Genomic DNA, 19,560 nt, shown 5'->3' with positions numbered 1-19,560 from the left:
CCTGGGCGGCGGCCGCCGCCGCCGGTGTGACGAAGGGATCATAGGCGATGACTTTCATGCCGAACGATTGCGCCCGCAACGCCACCTCGCGGCCGATGCGTCCAAAGCCGACCAGCCCCAGTGTCTTGCCCAGCAGTTCATGCCCGCCGAACCGCCCCTTCTCCCACTTGCCGGCTTTGACCGAATTGTCGGCGGGGACAATCTTGCGCGCCAGCGCCAGCATCATCGCCATGGTCAGTTCGGCCACGGCGATCGAGTTGGCCGCCGGCGTGTTGAGCACGACAATCCCGCGCGCGGTGCAGGTCTCCAGATCGACATTCTCCACGCCGACGCCGGCGCGGGCGACCAGACGCAGACGCGGCGCGGCGGCCACCGCCGCCGCGTCGATCTTGTGCTCGCTGCGGATCACCACGGCGTCGGCGTCGGCCAACGCCGCGAGCAAGTCCGGCCCCTTCAGCCCCGGACGCAGGTCGATGTCAAACGACGGCTCCGCCCGCAGAATCTCCACGCCCTCCGCCGACAACGCGGTCGGAATCAGGATGCGCCATCGGGGACGCGATGCGTTCTCAGTGTGCGGCGACAAAACGGTCGATCTCCGCCAGACAGATGTTCAACTGCTCCAGGGTGGTCTCCCCGACATGGCCGATGCGAAAGGTCGTCTCCTTCAGCTTCCCGTACCCCGATGATATCACCATGTTGCGCGTCTCGGCCAGATGCTTGTTGAGCGCGGCGACGTCGATCTTCTGCGTGTTGACCACCGCGGTGGTGGCATCGGAACGATGCCCCGCCTCGGCGAAGCACGCCCAGCCCGCCTCGGCCCACTCCTGCGACCGCAGCGCCAGCGCGCGATGACGCTGCCAGCGGTTCTCCAGCCCCTCGACGGCGATCCGGTCCAGTTGCGCGTTGAGACCATACAGGTGCGGAATCGAGGGTGTCGTCGGTGTTTGTGATTTGGCCGCATACTGCTCGAAGACGAGGAAATCGAAGTAGTAGCCGCGTCCGGGCACCGTACGCGCCCGCTCCATCGCCTTGGCCGAGACCGAGAACACCGTGAAGCCCGGCGGCAGCGCCAGCCCCTTCTGCACCGAGGCAAAGCAGACATCGATGCCCCACTCGTCGACCAGCACCGGGCTGGCGCCCAGCGCGCTGACGGTGTCGACGCAAAAAACGACATCGGGGAACTCACGCATCACCGCCGCCATCTCCGGCAACGGATTGAGCACGGCCGTCGAGGTCTCGGAATAGACCATGCAGACGGTGTCGTACTGGCCGGTCGCCAGCGCCCGCCGCAGCTCTTCCGGACGGTTCGCCTTGCCCCACTCAACACTCTGCGCGTCGGCGGGCTTGCCGCACTGCTGCGCGATCTTGAACCACTGCTCGGAGAACGATCCGCAGGTCAGATGCAGCGCGCGCTTGGCCACCAGATTGCGCGCGCACGCCTCCATCAGGCCGATCGCCGAGGAGGTGCTGAAGTAGACCGGGTGCCGGGTGCGGAACAACGCCTGCGTCTTGGGAACCAGCGCCTGATAGAGCGCGGCAAAGTCCTTGCCGCGATGATTGATCGGCGGCTGCGCCATCGCCTGACGGATGTCGGGATGCACGTTGACCGGCCCGGGGATGAACATCCACCGGTCGGGAAATGTCAGTGTCGTCATAATCACCTCACACGCGCCGAAGCACGAGTGAGGGAAGATGCAGTCGCTGGAAGGGAGAGTCCATGTCAAACCTCGGCCCAGATAGGTCGGGGAGGCCGCCGCATCCGCGCATGCCACAATCTGACTAAGCTGGATACAGGTCCGTCGACAAATACTTGTACCCGTGGTCGGGGAAGATGGCCACCACCCGCCCGCGCGACATCGCGCGCACCACCCGTTGGGCCGCCGCCAGCGCGCTGCCGCAGGAGATGCCACCGAAGAGCCCCTCATGCCGCATCAGTTCGCGCGCCGCCCGGTAGGCCTCCTCGTCGGAGACATAGAGCCGTTCATCGACACAGGAGGGATCCCAGATCATCGGCGTGCGCGAGTAATCGACATTGCGGATGCCCTGCTGCTTGTGCTTGCCCGGCTGCGGCTCGACGGAAATGATGCGGATCGCCGGATTCTTCCGCTTCAGACGGCGCGACAACCCGACCACCGTGCCGGTGGTGCCGAGTGTGGCCACCACCGCGTCCAGTTGGCCTTCGGTCTGCGCCCAGATTTCCTCGGCGGTGATCTCCTCGTGCGTGGCGGCGTTGTCGGGGCTTTGATACTGGTGCAGACGGACATACTTGTCGGGATGCCGCGCATACAACTCATCGGCCTTGTCCCAGGCCTCGTCGGAGCCGCCCTCCTTTGATGTCAGGATGATCTCGGCGCCGAGCGCGCGCAGCACCTGACGCCGCTCGATGGATGTCCCCTCCGACATCGTGATCGCGACTTTGTATCCCAGCACCGCGCCCACCATCGCCAGTCCGATGCCGGTGTTGCCGGAGGAAGATTCGAGGATGGTCTTGTCCTTCGTCAAACGGCCGTCGGCAATCGCGCGCTGAATCATTCTCAACGCGATGCGTTCCTTGACGCTGCCAAACGGGTTGTACCATTCGAGCTTTGCGACCAGGTCGACCGCCGGATTGGGATTGCAGCGGTGCAAACGCACCATCGGTGTGTCGCCGACCAACTCGAGGATGCTGTCCTTGATGTCCATGATGGCGGAATTATGCAGAAATCACCCTCCGGTGGTGGAGAAATCGCCAACTATTTGGGGCGCAATTGAGTATATGTGCACAGGGGGGCTGATCGACCACCGGTGTGGATTTCATGGCTTCGGCTGTGGACTACACCGATTAACTTGTTCAGCCCAAACAACTTAATAAATAGACCGTGTGCGCGGTCCGCGCGGATGGCGAAGCTCGTTTCACGGAAATCGCCCGTGTAAGCCATTGTGCTTTAGGCAATAACAGGCTCATGAAAATTCAACATTTTGCGCGAAGTTCCGCCGATTTCTGTTGACAACGTAAGTTGCGGTAATTTAAACTTGTGCTCACCAACGCTTTTTGGACGCTATGCTCGCCAACGCACAAACTATCTGCAGTTCGTTTACCTCACAACGACCGGGGGGGTAGGGTCCCGGAACCGTGTCCGCCGTGGAGTCGGCGCACGGACAAAGGAAGGGTCAGATTCATGTCAAGCGAGAACGCCAGACCGGAAGGCAAGCCGAAGATGGCAAGGGTGACCATCAAGAATGGGCCCAAGGACAAAGGGGCCAAACCGGCGAAGAACGCGCCGATCGTGAAAGTCACGATGAATGCCGCCCCCAAGGGTAAGAAGCCGACCGAAATCCCCGATGGACTCCCTAAGAAGTATTTCACCAAGAGCACCTTCAACACGCACGACATCATGCACTCGCCGGTCGAAAAGACCATCCGCATGATCGATAAGATCCTTTCGGGGGAACGGCTCTTCACCATGTAGTTGCATCACGTGCCAGGTCGGCCCGGATTCACGAAAGCAGGCCTCCATCAAGGCCTGCTTTCGCTTTGTAAAACCCCTTGCCAAGATCATCGCTTGCACCGTACTTTGCGCGGCAATCCCGGTCGCGGCCTGGCGGTAAGGTCGTTGTTGACCAATGACTTACGATTCGTCGCGGGCGGGGTTGGTGCTTTTGTTTCAGCCCCCTCCACTGGGAGGACCACCATGGTGAAAAAGGGCAAGACCACCTCGTCATCTCGTTCCAAGACCAAGGCCAAGCCGCGCGTCCGTGATTCGCATCCGGCGCGTGCAACGAGCAAAGCCATGAAATCCGATTCGAAATCCAAAAAGTCGGCGAAGACGACCAAGCCCGCGGTGTCGGCGCCGGTGGTCGAACCCCCCGATGAACCGTTGTTCAGCCCCAGTGTGCGGCCGCGCACACGGGTCTCGATCCCGCCGCCGGAAGAGCGGATCTCCGCCGAGGCGGCGCAGATTCCCCCGGGCGGCCAGCTGATCTACTTCTTCGCCCCGAACGAGACCGAGGGCGATCCCACAATGAAGGATATCCTCGGCGGCAAGGGCGCCGGTCTGGCCGGCATGGCCAAGGCTGGTCTGCCGGTCCCGCCCGGGTTTACCATTCCGACCTACATGTGCAATCAGTTCTACGCGAACCGTATGCGCATGCCGCAGGCGCTCAAGCCGGCGATCAAGGAGTATGTCCATCGCCTCGAAAAGGTGATGGGCCGCAAGTTTGGCGGCGCCGAAAAGCCGCTTTTGGTCTCGGTGCGCTCGGGCGCCAAGTTCTCCATGCCGGGGATGATGGACACCATCCTCAATCTCGGCCTCAACGACAAGACGCTGAAGGCCATCATCGACGAGACCGACAACCCGCGCTTCGCCTACGATTCCTACCGCCGCTTCATCGCCATGTTCGGCAACGTGGTGCTCGGCATCGACAAGGATGTCTTCGAGGCGGTGATCGAGGAGCGCAAGAAAGCCAGCCGGGTTAAGCGCGACTCGTCGTTGACCCCCGAGCATCTCAAGGAAATCGTCGCGGCCTACAAAAAGATCATCCAGCGCCACACGCGCGAGCCCTTCCCCGAGGATCCCTGGGTCCAGCTCCACCTCGCGATCGAGGCGGTCTTCAAGTCGTGGAACAATCCACGCGCCATCACCTACCGCAAACTCAACGGTATCCCGGCCGACCTGGGCACCGCGGTCAACGTGCAGGCAATGGTCTTCGGCAACATGGGTGAAGACTGCGCCACCGGCGTCGGTTTCACCCGCAACCCCTCGACCGGCGCCAAGGAATTCTACGGTGAGTTCCTCACCAATGCCCAGGGCGAGGATGTGGTGGCCGGCACACGCACCCCGCGTCCGATCTCCGAGCTCAAGGACGTGATGCCGCAGGCCTACGCCAAACTGCGCGAAATCACCACCCGTCTGGAGCAGCACTACCGCGATGTCCAGGATTTTGAGTTCACCATCCAGAACGGCGAACTCTACATGCTGCAGACCCGCACCGGCAAGCGCACCGCGCAGGCGGCGGTCAAGTTCGCCGTCGACATGGTCGGCGAGGGATTGATCACCAAGGAAGAGGCGCTGCTGCGCATTCAGCCCGCCGATCTGGACCAGTTGCTGCACCCGCGCCTGGACCCCAACGCCGAAGTCACCCCGATCGCCAAGGGGCTGGCCGCCTCACCCGGCGCCGCCTCCGGCAAAGTGGTCTTCAACGCGCAAGACGCCGTGGTGATGGCCGGCAAGGGGGAGAAGGTCATCCTGGTCCGGCCCGAGACCAATCCCGACGACATTCAGGGCATGGCGGCGGCGGTCGGCATCCTCACCACCAAGGGCGGGATGACGTCGCATGCGGCGGTGGTCGCGCGCGGCATGGGCAAAGTCTGCGTTGCCGGCGCCGAGACCGTGCGCGTCAACGAAGAACGCAAGACCTTCACCGCCGCCGGCGTGACCATCCGCGAGCGGCAGATCATCACCCTCGATGGCACCTCGGGCACCGTTCTGCTGGGCGAGGTCCCGACCATCGAGCCCGAACCGACCGAGGAATTCGTCACGCTGATGTCCTGGGCCGATGAGGTCCGTAAACTGGGCGTGCGCACCAACGCCGACACGCCCGAGGACGCCGAGCAAGCGGTCAAGTTCGGCGCCGAGGGGATCGGCCTGTGCCGCACCGAGCACATGTTCTTTGCGCCCGAGCGGCTCCCGCACATCCAGCGCATGATCCTCGCCGACACCGCCGAGGAACGCCAACTGGCGCTCAACAAACTCCTGCCCTTCCAGCGCAACGACTTCAAGGGCATCTTCCGCGCGATGAACGGCCGCCCGGTGACCATCCGCACCCTCGATCCGCCGCTGCATGAGTTTCTGCCCTCCAAGGAGGAGTTGAAAACCGAGATCGCGGCGCTGAAGGCCAAGGAGGACGAGGTCTCCTACGAAGAGTCACTGCACATGCGCGAGCAGATTGCGCTCAAGGAGAAGATCCTCCAGCGGATCGACCAGCTGCATGAGGTCAATCCGATGCTGGGCCACCGCGGCTGCCGTCTGGGGATCGCCTTCCCCGAGATCACCGAGATGCAGGCGCGGGCCATCTTTACCGCCGCCTGCGACCTGGCCAAGGAGAACATTCCGGTGCATCCCGAGGTGATGGTGCCGCTGGTCGGCACGGTCGAAGAACTGCGCCACCAGCGCGAGATCATCGACGCGGTCGCCGAGGATGTCTTCAGGAAGCGCAAACAGCGGGTCGAGTACAAAGTCGGCACGATGATCGAGATACCGCGCGCGGCGATCGTCGCCGACGAGATCGCCGGCGCCGCCGACTTCTTCAGTTTTGGCACCAACGATCTGACGCAGATGACGCTTGGCCTGTCGCGCGACGATGCCGGGAAGTTCATGGGGCTGTATATCGAAAAAGGCATCTACGCCCATGACCCTTTCGTCACGCTCGACGAAAAGGGCGTCGGCTTCCTGGTGCGTCTGGCGGCCGAGCGTGGCCGCGCCGCCAACAGCCGCCTCTCGGTCGGCATCTGCGGCGAGCACGGCGGCGATCCGCAGACGATCACGTTCTGTCATTCGCTGGGTTTGTCGTATGTGAGTTGTTCGCCGTACCGCGTTCCGATCGCGCGTCTGGCCGCGGCGCAGGCGACCTTTCAATCCAAAGCGGAGAGCGGAACGCGCTGAGCGAGGACGTCCGACAAGCCCGGGGCGGACGACCTGTACGCCCCCCGGCCGGGCGCCGCCAGGAGCGGGACGGAGGAGCATGACCCCGAGACGATCGTCCAGCGACATGGAAATGGTCGCCGCCTTTGCCCGGCGGCGGATCTCCGAATCGACCATTCGGCGCCTCTCCGTCTATTACCGCGCGCTCGGCGCGCTGGAGGCGGAAGGGTACCATACCGTCAGCTCGCGCGATCTGGCGGAACGGGAAAAACTCACGCCGGCGCAGGTGCGCAAGGACCTGTCGGCCTTCGGCTCCTTCGGCACCCGCGGCCTGGGCTACCCCGCTCGCGAATTGCGCGCCCGCATTGGACGCATCCTCGGCCTGGACCGGGAATGGAATGTCGGCATCGTCGGTGTCGGCCACCTCGGCTCCGCCCTGGTCTCCTATAAGGAATTTCAGAAACAGGGATTCACCATCCGGGCGCTGTTTGACAACGATCAGCGCAAGATCGGCTCCAACCACAAGGGCGTGGTGATCGCCGACATCAAGGACCTCCCGGCCGAAATCAAGAAGCGGAAACTCTCGATGATCATCCTGGCGGTGCCCGCGTCGGTGGCGCAATCGGTCTGCGACCTGGCGGTCAGCGCCGGCATCAAAGCGTTCCTCAATTTCGCTCAGGTCAACCTCAAGGTGCCGCCGGACGTGATCGTGCGCACCGAGAACATGGCGATGGAACTGGAGTTTCTCTCCTTCCACCTGTCCAATCGTGCCGGACGGGAGCGGAACCCAGGCTAGGCAAGCCCTTTCCAAAATCCGCGCCGGGTGATAGATTACGGCCGGGGGAAATCGTTTTCGTCATGGACAGACGGACACCGCGCATCAGACTCATTCTGATTTTCACGGCATTGGCCATCGGGCTCCTGCCGGTGATCCCGGTCGGTGAGGTGCTGGCGCCCGGCCGATCGGCTGCGCTGACGGCCCCGGCGGCCGTTGCCGAGACGGCGGTCTCCCCGGTCGCGGACGCCACCGTCATCCAGAAGCTCCGCCACCTCTTTTCCCACTGATCCCGCCGCGCTTCGCGCCGAGGGCCCAGCCCGGAGAGGGCGCGAAAAACATGGCCTCGCCGGGTTGGAATCGGTATATTGGTCGCCTATAAATGCCTCCAGCGCTCTGCCGGAGTCCATGGAGGCCGGCAAACAGGCAGACCAGCAGCAAGGAACAGGCGAATGAAGCTGACCGAACGCGAGCAAGGCGGCGTGGTGATCCTCGAGCCCAAAGGCAAGATCATGGGCGGGCCGGATGCCACCGTTCTGCACGACAAGATTCATGATCTGATCGCTCAGAAGAAGCTGCGTGTGGTGATCAACCTCGCCGAGGTCGACTGGATGAACTCCACCGGCTTGGGCATTCTGATCGCCGGACTGACAACGTTGCGTGACAACAAGGGCGATCTGAAGCTGGCCTGCGTCACCGACAAGATTCAAAGCCTCCTGACCATCACCAAGCTGGTGACGGTGTTTGAGGCTTACGACACGGTCGATCTGGCGGTCGCCAGCTTCTGATGGAGCGCGGTCCGCGTTCGGCGCGGAACGCTTCCCGTCCTGCAATGACCCCAGCCCCATCGAACTCCGCGCGGCTGGTGATCCCCAGCGATCCTCACCGCATTGCCGAGGCCGACGAGTTCCTCGAGAACGCGTTGCGCGCCCGGGGCATTCCCGATGCGTTGGTCACCGACGTCGCCATTGCGTCGACCGAACTGGTTAACAACGCGATTGTCCATGGCAACAAGAGCAATCCCAATAAGACCGTCACGGTCGAATTGATCTTCACCGACACCGATCTGACTGTCCGCGTCACCGATCAGGGTGAGGGCTTCAATCCGACGGAGATTCCCGATCCGCTGGCCGAGGAAAACCTGCTGCGGGAGGTGGGACGCGGCGTCTTCATCGTCCGATCCCTGATGGACGAGGTGCGATACGAGGCGGGACCCGGAGGCGGAACCGTGGTGGTGGCGCGCAAGAATCTCTCCTCGGGTTGAAGCGCGGTGACGCCGCGTGGCCGGCGTGCGGGGCGGGGGCCTACGGGTGAACTGGCAGATTGTCGTTGCGGTCCTCTATTTGGCGCTGGGGGCCGTGCTGATATGGCTCGGCACCGTCATCCTGCGCGAAAACCCCAGGAGCCGCGTCAATCGCATCACCGCCCTGATGTTGCTGTTCGCCGGGCTGGGCCCGGTCTTCGCCGCCATCGGTTCCACCCTCGAACAAAGCGCCGGCGGCGCGGCACTGCCCACCACCTTCCCCTACACGCTCTTCTATCTGTGGGAATTGTTCTTCCCGCAGCTGCTCCTGTTCACGCTGGTCTTTCCGGTGGAGCACCCGGTGGTGGCGCGCTGGCCCCGCGCCAAATACCTGGTCTTTTTGCCTCACCTGTTCCATGTGCTTTGGCTGGCGTTTCTGGCGCGCCCGCAGGTGCGCTGGAGCGGCCTGGACGCCGAGTCGGCGATCGTGCGGACGCTGCTGGCGCCCTTTGACATCGCCATGCGCATCGGCGCCTATGGCCTCAACCTCCTCTTCGATTTTCACCTGAAGTTCTTCTCGATGATCAACCTGCTCTACATCGCCGGCGCGATATGGGCCCTGCGCATCGGTCACCGCTCGGTCACCAACGTCCGGCTCAGGGATCAGGTCGGCATCATCCTGCGCGGCATTCAGCTGGCTGTCGGGTTGTATGCGATCGCCTTCATCCTGCCGACCCTGGGCATCATCAAGGTCTATGGTCCGTTGCGCGATGCTTTCACCATTGTCGCCCTGCTCGTCGGCGCCGGCAGCATCGCCTGGTCGATCATTCGCTACCAGTTCCTCGACACGCGTCTGATCGTCCGCCAGTCGTTCGTTTTCACCGTCTCCTCCGCGCTGCTGGTGGGGATGTACCTGTTGGTGGTCACCCAGATTGCCTCGCTGGTCCGCAACGTGCTTGAGATCCAGACGCCGCTGGTCGACGCCGCGTTCATCCTGGTCATTCTGATTTTCTTCCAGCCGCTCAAGGACCGGGTCGATGATCTGGTCAGCCGTCTTTTTTTGCGCGATCGTTCCGATCCGCGCGCCATCCTCGAGCACTTCTCGCGGCAGGTGGCGTCGGTCTTCGATGTCCAGGATCTCAAGAAGCTGATGCTCTCGGTGATGACCGAGCAGTTGTTCGTGGAGCGCGCCTTTTTCGTCACACGCGGCCCGGCGCCGGGCCGGTTTGTGATCGAATTGGCCGGCCTCGCAGGGGAGGGGATCGAGGCAACCGACTGGTTCTTCCAGGAGGCGCTGCGCCGCGGCCGTCCGACCGCCTTCGAGGAATTCGTCATCGACCGGCCGCTGACGCCCATGACCGAAATCCTCACCCGCTGGTCCTGCCGGCTGGTGGTGCCGGTGGTGGACCGCGGCGAACTGTCGGCCGTGCTGGTCCTGGGCGAGAAGGTCTCCGGGTACAAGTACACCGTCGAGGATGTCAACCTGCTGGCGACGCTGTCGAACCAGTTGGCCACTGCTATCACCAACGCGCACCTCTACCAGGAAGCCATCGAGAAGCAGAAACTCGAGGAAGAGCTGAATGTGGCGCGCCAGATCCAGCGCAACCTCCTGCCCCGCGCGCTGCCGCACAGCCCACACTACGAACTCGCCGCCTTCACCCAGCCCTCGCGTCAGGTCGGAGGTGATTACTACGATTTCTTCCTGTTGCCCGACGGCATCCTCGGCATCGTCATCGCCGATGTCTCCGGCAAGGGCCTCGGCGCGGCGCTGCTGGTCTCGCAGATTCAGGCCATCCTGAAGGCGGAAGTGCGCCACCAGCGCGCCATCGCCCGCGCCGTCGCCAACACCAACGCCTTCGTTGCTGAAATCACCGCGGCCGAACAGTTTGCCACGATGGTCTACGCCGAGTACAACCCGGCCACGCGCATCCTCACCTACACCAACGCCGGGCACAATCAGCCCATGCTGGTGCGCTGCGACGGACGCTGCGAGCGGCTCGACTGCGGTGGATTGGTGCTGGGCGTCATGCCGAATGTGACCTACGAAGTCGAGGAAGTGCGCCTGGAGCCGATGGACACGGTGTTTTTCTTCACCGATGGCCTCTCGGACCTCGAGTCCCCCTCCGGCACGGATTTCGGCGAGGAGCGCATCGAAAGACTCGTCATCAAGCACCGCGCGCTGCCGGCCGAGCAGCTGTCGCGCCAGATCGTCAGCGAGGCCACCGCCTTCTCGCAGGGGGACCTCGGCTTCGACGATCTGACCATGGTGGTTTTTCGGGCGATTTAGCCGGCGGCTTTTCCCGTGCCGAATCCCATCCGGCGGGTTATAATCGGTCAAGCGACGAGCATACGATGGCCACTCTCTACCAGTTCTGCCCGCGATGCGCGACACCCCTGGAGGACCACCGCGACGGTCATCAGACGCGCCGTCGCTGCCCGCGGTGCAGTTTCATTCATTATCACAATCCCGTGCCGGCGGCCGGCGGTATCGTGGTGCGCGACAGACGAATCTGTCTGGTGCGCCGCGCCTTTGAGCCGCGCAAAGGGTACTGGTCCATTCCGGCGGGCTTCATGGAGTACAATGAATCCCCGCGGGAATGCGCCGAGCGCGAACTGGCCGAGGAGACCGGGCTGGCGGCGGTCGCCGGGGATGTTCTCGGAGTCTATTCCGGCTTTGATGATCCCCGCCAGCATGCGGTGCTGATCGTCTACTGGATGCGCGAATCCGAGGAACGACCGCCCGTCCCCGGCGATGATGCCGAGGCGGTCGAATTCTTCCGGCCGGAGGATCTGCCGGAACAACTGGCCTTTCGGGCGCATCGTGATGCCTTGCGCGATACGCTCGCGCATGTCAACTTTACCACCGCCGTTCGGCGCTGAACGGACCGACCATGAGCCAACCTGTCACCCTGAGGATTCTCGCCGCTGCCGTCTTGCTGGCGGCGTTCACTCCGGGTGCCGGCGCGGCGGCCGGCGAGGTGGCGCGCCTGTCGGCATCGAAGAATGACTACACCTGGATGACGCTCGGCGCTCCGGCGGACTCGATGCGTGGCCGCCATGACGAACTCGGGTTGGTGCCGCGCGAGCGTGAATCGCTGGCCGCGGTCTTCCAGGCCGGCGGATTGGCCATTGGCGGCCGACCCATTCCGCCCGCCCGGCTGTCGGTGACGTTTCCGGTGATCACGGCCGATCGGTGCGAGGTGGTCTTCTCCGCCGCGGACGATTCCGCGCCGACATCCGATCTGACATGGGTCGTCGACAGCGCCTTCGCCATTCCCGCCGGCGAGTTCATGCCGGGCGACGTTGTTGCGTTCGGCGGCAGCGTGACCGTCCTCGGTGAATTGGGGGGAAGCGTGTTGGCGTTCGGCGGCGATGTCATCGTGCGCGAGGGCGCCAGCGTGCGCGGGCACGTGGCAGTTGTCGGCGGCATCCTGCGCCAGCGCGGCGACGGCAAGATTTACGGTCAGGTGTTTGCGCCGGGCGGGCACCGCCGGCCGCGGTTGTCGGTGGCGCGCGCCTGGGAGTTTGAAGAGGAAGGGTTCCAGTGGCGCCCCGACCTGTCCTATGATCGCGTCGATGGGTTGCGCTTCGGCGCCCAGGCGGGCTATCAGCGCTCGGCATTCACTCCCCGGCTTGAGGTGTTTGCCGGGTATGCGTTCGCCTCGGAAACCTGGCAATACCGTCTCGAGGTCCGCCAGCGGCTCATCCGTTCCGCCGATCTGGACATGCACATACGCATCTTCCGGCTGACCGACACCGAAGACGATCTCTGGGTGGGCCGCACCGCCAACACGTTCTATGCGCTGGTCGCCGGCTCCGATTACCGCGACTACTTCGGATCCGATGGCGGTGAGGTCGGTGCCACCTACAAATACCGCGAACGCGGTGTCTTGTCGGCGACCTACCGCAACACCGATTATCGCTGGCTCGAAGCGGAACGCAACCTCTGGCACCTGTTCCGCCCCGATCATTGCTTCCGGGAGAATTTCTCCACCGTCGATGATGCCTTCCTGGCCGATTGGGTCGATCGCTTCGAGGAGCGCACCAGCGCGTTGCATCTGTCCCTGGCGCTCGAACCACATGAGAGCGAGGAGCACCGTCCACGCCTGGATTTCGGCATGGAACTCTCAGGCGAGATTGCCGGCGGCGCCTTGGGCGGCGAGTTCGACTACGACCGCTGGCAGGCGGCCGTCAACGCCTCCTGGCGCTCTCGCGATGTGCATCGCCTCTTCGCCCGGGCATGGTATGGTCTGGCCCGGCACGATGTGCCGCCCAACAAGCTGTTCTTCCTCGGCGGCATCGGCTCCCTGCCGGGGTATCCGCAGAAGTCCATGGTCGGCGATGAGGCCTTTCTCGCCACCGTGGAATACCGGTTTGATTACTGGGTCAACGAGACCTTTGACGGCGGGATCATTCTCTTCTGCGATGTCGGCCGTGCCACTTTTGCCGATGACTTCGTGGATATCTCCGAGTTCAAATCCGATCTCGGTGTTGGATTGGGTCTGGGGGAAGGGCTGCGTCTCGACGTCGCCAAAGGTCTGGACCACACCGACCGTGATTTGCGCGTCTCCTTCCGCCTCGGTCAGGTTTTCTGAGCCCCCCTCCCGCAACTAATTGTCGGACAATTCAATAGATCGCTTGACGCAGACTTGTTTCTGCTGGTCGGCTGTTCGAAGATTGCGCGACTGTGCCGCGTTTGCACACCTGCGCCCTACCCTTTGCCAGAACGGCGGTTAAGCACGTCAAGGAGCGCTGCCCATGTGTCGATATGATCCGATAGGGTCATCATCGTAGGGAGTGGATCGATGGGCGACATCAAAGAGAAGTCTGGGAAGATCAAGGCCAAGACGCCAGTCGCGGCCAAAGACGGTCTGGAAGACACCAGCCCGTTCCTGCAATCGGCGTTGGATATGACACTACCCGGCGCATCTCCCAAGCCGGTCGTGAACGGCGAGGCCGATGTGACCGGGGTGCGGGCACGCAATCTCGAAGCCGTGCTGGATGTGTCCAAGGCGATCAACTCGACTTTGGATCTGGACGAGATTCTCAAGCGCGTGATGCGCCACGCGATCGAACTGCTTAACGCCGAGCGCGGTTTCCTCATGCTCCTGGACGAGGAAGGGCAGTTGAAGATTCGCACCGCCTATAACATCAACAAAGAGCAACTCGACAGCGCCGATGACCTGGCCATTTCACGGTCGGTGGCCGACCGTGTCGCCACCAAAGGCCAGTCGGAGTACACTTCCAACGCCCAGGAAGACCCGCGCTACGCCCACCAGAAGTCGGTGGTCGCGCTCAATCTGCGCTTCATTATCTGTGTGCCGCTGAAGATCAAGGACAAGGTCATCGGCGTCTGCTATCTCGACAACCAGTCGCGCGCCGGGCTGTTTGGCAAAAGCGACCTGCGGCTCTTCGAGCTCTTTGCCGAACAGGCCGCCATCGCCATCGAGAACGCCAAGCTTTATGGACGGCTGTTGTCGCTGACGCGCTACAACGAAAACGTCGTCAATAAGACGCCTGTTGGCATCTGCGTGGTCGATGATCAGTTCCGCGTGATCACCTTTAATCTGGCCGCCGAGAGCATCTTCCACAGCCCCGATGCGCCCTGGACCGGGGCCGACCTGGTGGCGACACACGCCCTGTTCACCGACATCCTGCCCTCCGAGGAAAGCACCGTCTGGAAGGAAATGCTGACCGAGGTCCTCGTCAGCCGCAAGCCGTTGTCGAAGGACAAATACTTCCTCTCCATCGGAGGGCGCAAGACGGTGCTCTCGATCAAAATCTCTCCGCTCAACGGGATCGTGGGCGAGGCGCCCAAGATCATCATCGTCGTCGAGGACCGCACCGAGCGAACCACCATCGAGGAGTATCTGATTCGCTCCGAGCAGATGGTCGAAAAAGCCCAGGCGGTACGCAACATCGCCCACGAGATGAACAACCACCTGCAGACCATGTCCGTGTCGGCGGAACTCATGCCCATCCACCTGAACAACAACCGGGTCGCTGATGTGGCCAACGCCTGCGAGCGCATCCTGCGCGGCATTGATGACATGCGCCGCTACACCGAATCGCTCATGGAAGACGCCAAGTTTGAGACCAAATTGGTGGAATGCCAACTGAAGGACGTGATCGAGGAACATCTGTTCACGATTCGTCCCCACAAGATGTTCAAGCCGGTGCAGTTCACCGTCGACTGCGAAACAGGGCTGCCTCCGGTGCGCATCGACGCCGGTCACATCAAGTCGGTTTTATACAATCTCTACAAGAACGCGGTGGAGGCCTGCGGCGACCGCGCCTGCGAAATCCGCATTGTCGCCCGCTACAACGCCCAGGATCAGATGCTGGAGGTGCGCGTCTCGGACAACGGCCCGGGGTTGCCGCCGGACGTCCGGCCGGGTGTCTTCACCGTGGCCAAGACCACCAAGGCCGACGGGCATGGGCTCGGCCTGCTCAATTGCAAAACGATCATCGAAAATCACTCGGGGACCATTGGCGTCGAGCGCTCCGACAGCAGCGGCACCACCTTCACCATCCGTCTGCCGGTGCATCGCACCTACGCCTCCTTCGAGAGTTGACCGGCCAGGTCGGGCGGTCCACGCGTCGCAGCGCGTCATCATGCCGGGTGTTGAAGTCACCATCGGCCGCTATTGCGGCACCGCCGTCGGTCAGGGCGGCTTCGCTACCGTCTACCGCGTGCGCCAGGCCGATGGCCATTGGCGCGCGCTCAAGTGGGCCGATCCCGCGGCCGACCCCGCAACCGGCGCATCGCTCTTTCACGAATTCACCGTCCAGTCACAACTGATCCATCCGCAGGTCGCGCGCGCCTACGAGTTCGGCCGCCACGAAAAACGTCCGTACATTGTTCTCGACTGGGTCGAGGGGCAGCCGCTCTTCGGCCAGGGGGCGCCGGCCGCCAACGATGAATTCGCGCAACTGCTGCGCTCGTTGGCGCGTGTGCTGTTCTTCGTGCACCAGCGCGGCTGGGTCCATGGCGACCTCAAACCCGACAACCTGCTCTGGCGCGTGACGGGCCGTCCCGTCGGGGATGCAGCCAAACGCGAAATCTGTCTGCTGGATTTCGGGCTGGCGCGCCCCATCGGAGACGCCGACCGCCCGCGTGGAGCCGGGACGGTTGGCTACTGCGCGCCCGAGTTCCTGACCAACCAGCCCGCGGATGGCCGCGCCGATTGGTATGCCGCTGGCATCATTCTGTATGAGTGGATCTTCGGTGTGCGTCCCTATGCCGCCGGCGAACCGGCGCTGGAAATTGCCGGGCATCTCGAGGGCGCCCCGGACTTTGACCGACCGCGGCTGCGGCAGGCGCCGCCGTGGGCCGATGACGTCATCGCGCGGCTGTTGGCCAAGAGCGCCGATGAACGCGCCGCCGACGAACACTCCCTCCTGACCTGGCTGGCCGGTTTCGATGCCGCGCTGGATCCGACGGGGATCGTTGCTGAGCAGCTGATTTGGCAACTGCGCAGCGAGCGCTGGCGGATGCGTGAGAACGACCACCAGTTGCTGGCCGCGCTGCGCGAAGACCTCGATCTCACCGGAGGCGCCAACTGGTCGGTCTGGTCGCATGGCCTGCCCTCGGAGGCATGGCTGCATCAGGCGGCAGCGGTGATCGCTGATGCTGGCCACGAAGTCCGCCTCGATCGACGCGCAGGGGAGAGGCTCGAACTGCACGACTGTCCTCGTGATGGTGCGCCGTCGCGGGTAGTCCTGCGGCTGGCCACATCCTTGCATGGGCTCCCGGAATCGGAGCGAAATCCCTCGGGGCGCCAGATCGCGCTTTGCCCGTATGACCGTTCGGAGGTTCACGCCTTTCTGTCCGGAACCGTCGGTGATCCCGATGTCGCCGAGGTATGGACCGACGTCGTCCACTCCGCCACCGCGGGGCTGCCCGAGGCCGTCGGCGAGCTGCTCGAACAGATGATCCTCTCGGGGGCGCTCACGGTCGACGCCGATGGCTGGGCCCTGGATGAGTCCGCCGTCTGGCGCTGGAGCACCGAGAACCTTACTCGCCATATCGCGCGGGTGGTCGGCGATCTTGGTGATTCGGAGCGGACCTTTTGCGAATGGCTTGCGCTCGGTGAGGGACTGGGTTCATCGGGCATCCTTCGCCGGCTGTGGCGGTCGCTGGACGGCGATCCGGATCGCGTTCTGCAGGGATTGATCGCACGCGGGATCGTCGTTGGTCGTCGGGCGGGCGATTCGGCCTCGATCGATCTGACTCTGCGATTCAACGGTCATGATGCGCTCCTGCGATCCGGCATCCCGGAATCCGAACGGAGCATGCGTTCCCTGCAACTGGCACGCGCTGTTGAGTCGGCCGCTCCCATGCCGGAGGGAGATCGTCAGATCATCCTCGCGCATTCTTATGCCCGCGCCGGTGTGGGGGAGAAGGCCGCCGTATACGCTCTGGCGACCGCGTCGACCGCGATTGCCGCCGAAGATCGCGAGCGGGCCATGCGCTACATCGTCTTTGCCCGCGAATGTGCGGCGACCATCGCCGATCCGGCTCTGCGCAGCCACTGGACGGGACACGCGCGTATGACCGAGGCCGATCTGCAGAAATCCCTCGGCCAGTTTGACGCCGCGCGCCGAATCTACCAGGAGTTACTGCGACAATGCCGCGCCAGTGGCGAGCAGCGCCTGATGGCCGAAACGCTCCATGATCTTGGCGACCTCTATTGGAAGACGCGACGCTACCTGAAGGGCATCCGCGTCGAGAGTCGGGCGAAGCGCATTTGGGAGAATCTCGGCGATCGCGCCGAGCTCTCGCGATCGCTAAACAGCCTGGGTCATCTCTGCCGGATTGCCGGGGATCTGGCCGGCGCGCGGATGCACTTTTCCGAAGCGCTCGGCATCCAGCAGGAGCTTGGCTTGGACCGAATGGCCGCAATCAACTTAAACAACCTTGGTATCATATCGTATCTGGAGTATCAATTCGAGAACGCGGAGTCGTGCTACCGACAGGCGTTGGAGATACACCGGAAGTTGGCCAACGTGGTCGAAGTCGCGCGCGGCTTTAACAACCTTGCCACCATCAGTTTCGTTCAGGGGCGGCTGGACGAATCAATGGACGGGTTCGCGCGCGCAGCGCAGCTGGCGTCCGAAGCTGGGGCGCTCAGTGATGAGCTGTACTTTCGGCGCAATCTTGTGGAGGTGGCGCTGGAGCAGGGCGATCTGCGCAAGGCGGCCGCCATCGGGCAACATGTGTATCAGCACGCCCGTGAAGTGGGCGACGCCTCCTCCGCGTCCGAGGTCTGTGCCCTTCTGGCTGACATCTATCAGCATGCGGGTGATTTTCGCCTGTCTGATCGCTTGCAGCGGGAGACAGAATTGTATCTGATGACCATTCAGAACGAAGAATTGCAGGTCTACCTCCGTCTTCAACGCGCCCACCGGGCTTGGATGCTTCAGAGGGATGACGAGGCCACGCTCGTACTCGACTCGTTGCTGTCCACTGAAGGGGCGACAGCCAACCGCTATCAGTATCTGGACGCGCTGACGCAGCGCGCACGGCTTGCCGTTCGTGATCGTGACTCGGATGCTCTGGCCCGCATATGGCAGGAGGGTGAGCGGATGGCCGGGGCCATTCGAGCACCCCACAAGGCCGCCCAGCTGGCGGCCGCATGTCTTACGGATATGGATGACAGTCCGCTCAATTCGAGATTGGCGATGCGCGTCGAGGAGTTCCTCGCCGCCTCTTCGCGATGGAATTGGGCCCCCGCTTTTCTCGTTTGGAAGGCGAGAGCCGCGCTTCGCGCCCGTCGGCTCGATGATGCCTTCGAACTTGCGAACAACTTCGTTGAGCAAGTGCGGCAGGATGGGCATTGGGATTCGCTGTGGCGCGGGTTGGTGCTGAAAGCCGCAGTTTGCCACGCCCTGGCCGATTACGAGCCCGCATGGAGCGCCCTGGAAGAAGCCGAGCGCACCTTGCGTATGGTTGCCTCGACGATTGAGGACGAAGGCGATCGCCGGCGGTACGGCGACTGCGCGGACGCGCGCGCGTTGACGGCGATCAAGAACCGTATTGCGGAATTGGTGGGATAGAGTTTACCCGGGGGAGGGAAAAGTGACGGCCGTCCCGTTGGGGCGGGACGGCCGCTGGTGACGGACGGTTGAGTTTAGTTGCCCCCGCCGCTCGGGCCGATCGGGGCGATCTTGTCCTCCAGGACCTCAACCTCCAAGGTGTAGATCTCCATCAACTCACCTCCCTTCTCCGGGTAAATGGTGGTTGACTGGGCCAGGCACCTCCCCGGCCCGGTATCTTGTGCGTCAACGCAGTCTCTTCGGTTGCTCAGCTCTCCTGGCCAAGTGTCTCAAACATACTCACTCACACCACAGGCACGCACCCGCTCTCGGGTCGCGGTCAAGTCTTCGGATGTTCCGGCCGGGCGGCCGATGTTTAACACGATGGGAGAGTAACGGTCGAGGGCCTTTTTGCTTTTGCCTCTGGCTTCGGAGTTCGTGACAGCCCTGCCACGCACCCCTGCTTGTGGATAACTTAATGGTGCGATTTCCAATCGTCAAGCAAAACCCGCTGAACAACAAGGGAACGACAGATCGCCGCTGATCCGACCCTACACCATGTAGTTGATCCCAATCGACTCGACCCCAAAGTATTGCGATCGACCATCGCTGGAATCAAGAGTGATTTTTATCAGATTATGCCCTCTCTAGGGACGGACGAAGGTGCACACGACCATTCCGGCACCCAATGTCTTATAGTCTGTGGCCTGCGAATTCTGTCCGCGGTCAGCTCAAGGCACCTACGCCGGCTGCATCAGGAGCGCGTCTGACGCACTCCTGACGCAACCTGACGCGACGCAGCATCATCGACACAGACTCGCTCAGTACAGATAGCACGGCGACGGAATCTCGTCGCCGCGGAAGACGATGTTGACAATGCGCAC

The 19,560-nt window shown here is 63.1% G+C and carries 14 protein-coding genes; 11 read left to right on the top strand and 3 right to left on the bottom strand.

Translation table 11 applies throughout. The features are described from left to right. From VNN55_03925 to VNN55_03915, 3 genes are all read right to left on the bottom strand, one after another. The coding region (locus VNN55_03925; GenBank protein ID HWO56697.1) for an NAD(P)-dependent oxidoreductase at positions 1-583 on the bottom strand (583 nt) is incomplete at its 3' end. Further along, positions 567-1,655, bottom strand: coding sequence for an alanine--glyoxylate aminotransferase family protein (locus VNN55_03920; GenBank protein ID HWO56696.1), 1,089 nt, complete (start codon positions 1,653-1,655; stop codon positions 567-569). The genes VNN55_03920 and VNN55_03925, both read right to left, overlap by 17 nt. 124 nt (positions 1,656-1,779) lie before the next feature. After that, positions 1,780-2,682 carry a PLP-dependent cysteine synthase family protein gene (locus VNN55_03915; GenBank protein ID HWO56695.1) on the bottom strand — a complete coding sequence of 301 codons (903 nt, stop codon included), beginning with the start codon at positions 2,680-2,682 and terminating at the stop codon, positions 1,780-1,782. Positions 2,683-3,197: 515 nt separating this feature from the next. Here VNN55_03915 and VNN55_03910 point away from each other — a divergent pair. From VNN55_03910 to VNN55_03860, 11 genes are all read left to right on the top strand, one after another. Beyond that, entirely contained in the window at positions 3,198-3,449 is a 252-nt protein-coding gene (locus tag VNN55_03910; protein ID HWO56694.1) for a hypothetical protein, read from the top strand. 222 nt (positions 3,450-3,671) lie between these two features. Continuing rightward, positions 3,672-6,641 (top strand): pyruvate, phosphate dikinase, encoded by a 2,970-nt coding sequence (gene ppdK / locus VNN55_03905; protein ID HWO56693.1) that lies wholly within the window; start codon positions 3,672-3,674, stop codon positions 6,639-6,641. Between the two features lie 79 nt (positions 6,642-6,720). Next, positions 6,721-7,416 carry a redox-sensing transcriptional repressor Rex gene (locus VNN55_03900; GenBank protein HWO56692.1) on the top strand — a complete coding sequence of 232 codons (696 nt, stop codon included), beginning with the start codon at positions 6,721-6,723 and terminating at the stop codon, positions 7,414-7,416. A 62-nt stretch (positions 7,417-7,478) separates the two neighbouring features. Continuing rightward, complete coding sequence (locus VNN55_03895) at positions 7,479-7,685, top strand: hypothetical protein (protein HWO56691.1); 207 nt, start codon at positions 7,479-7,481, stop codon at positions 7,683-7,685. Between the two features lie 162 nt (positions 7,686-7,847). After that, a complete protein-coding gene (locus tag VNN55_03890) occupies positions 7,848-8,183 on the top strand; it encodes an STAS domain-containing protein (GenBank protein ID HWO56690.1) in 336 nt (111 codons plus the stop codon). A 44-nt stretch (positions 8,184-8,227) separates the two neighbouring features. After that, entirely contained in the window at positions 8,228-8,659 is a 432-nt protein-coding gene (locus tag VNN55_03885; GenBank protein ID HWO56689.1) for an ATP-binding protein, read from the top strand. A 16-nt stretch (positions 8,660-8,675) separates the two neighbouring features. After that, a complete protein-coding gene (locus VNN55_03880) occupies positions 8,676-10,925 on the top strand; it encodes a GAF domain-containing SpoIIE family protein phosphatase (GenBank protein HWO56688.1) in 2,250 nt (749 codons plus the stop codon). 65 nt (positions 10,926-10,990) lie between these two features. Beyond that, positions 10,991-11,518: an NUDIX hydrolase gene (locus VNN55_03875; GenBank protein ID HWO56687.1), complete on the top strand. Its 528-nt coding sequence runs from the start codon at positions 10,991-10,993 to the stop codon at positions 11,516-11,518. 11 nt (positions 11,519-11,529) lie between these two features. Then, entirely contained in the window at positions 11,530-13,233 is a 1,704-nt protein-coding gene (locus VNN55_03870; protein ID HWO56686.1) for a BamA/TamA family outer membrane protein, read from the top strand. Between the two features lie 210 nt (positions 13,234-13,443). Next, the gene (locus tag VNN55_03865; GenBank protein HWO56685.1) at positions 13,444-15,213 is read left to right on the top strand and encodes an ATP-binding protein; all 1,770 of its coding nucleotides are present in this window, start codon (positions 13,444-13,446) and stop codon (positions 15,211-15,213) included. Positions 15,214-15,253: 40 nt separating this feature from the next. Next, on the top strand, positions 15,254-18,697 hold the full coding sequence (locus VNN55_03860) for a tetratricopeptide repeat protein (GenBank protein HWO56684.1): 3,444 nt from the start codon (positions 15,254-15,256) through the stop codon (positions 18,695-18,697). Positions 18,698-19,560 lie beyond the last annotated feature (863 nt).

Source organism: bacterium (assembly GCA_035559435.1).
Lineage (GTDB): Bacteria > Zixibacteria > MSB-5A5 > WJJR01 > WJJR01 > JACQFV01.
This window is presented reverse-complemented; position numbering and strand designations above follow the sequence as displayed.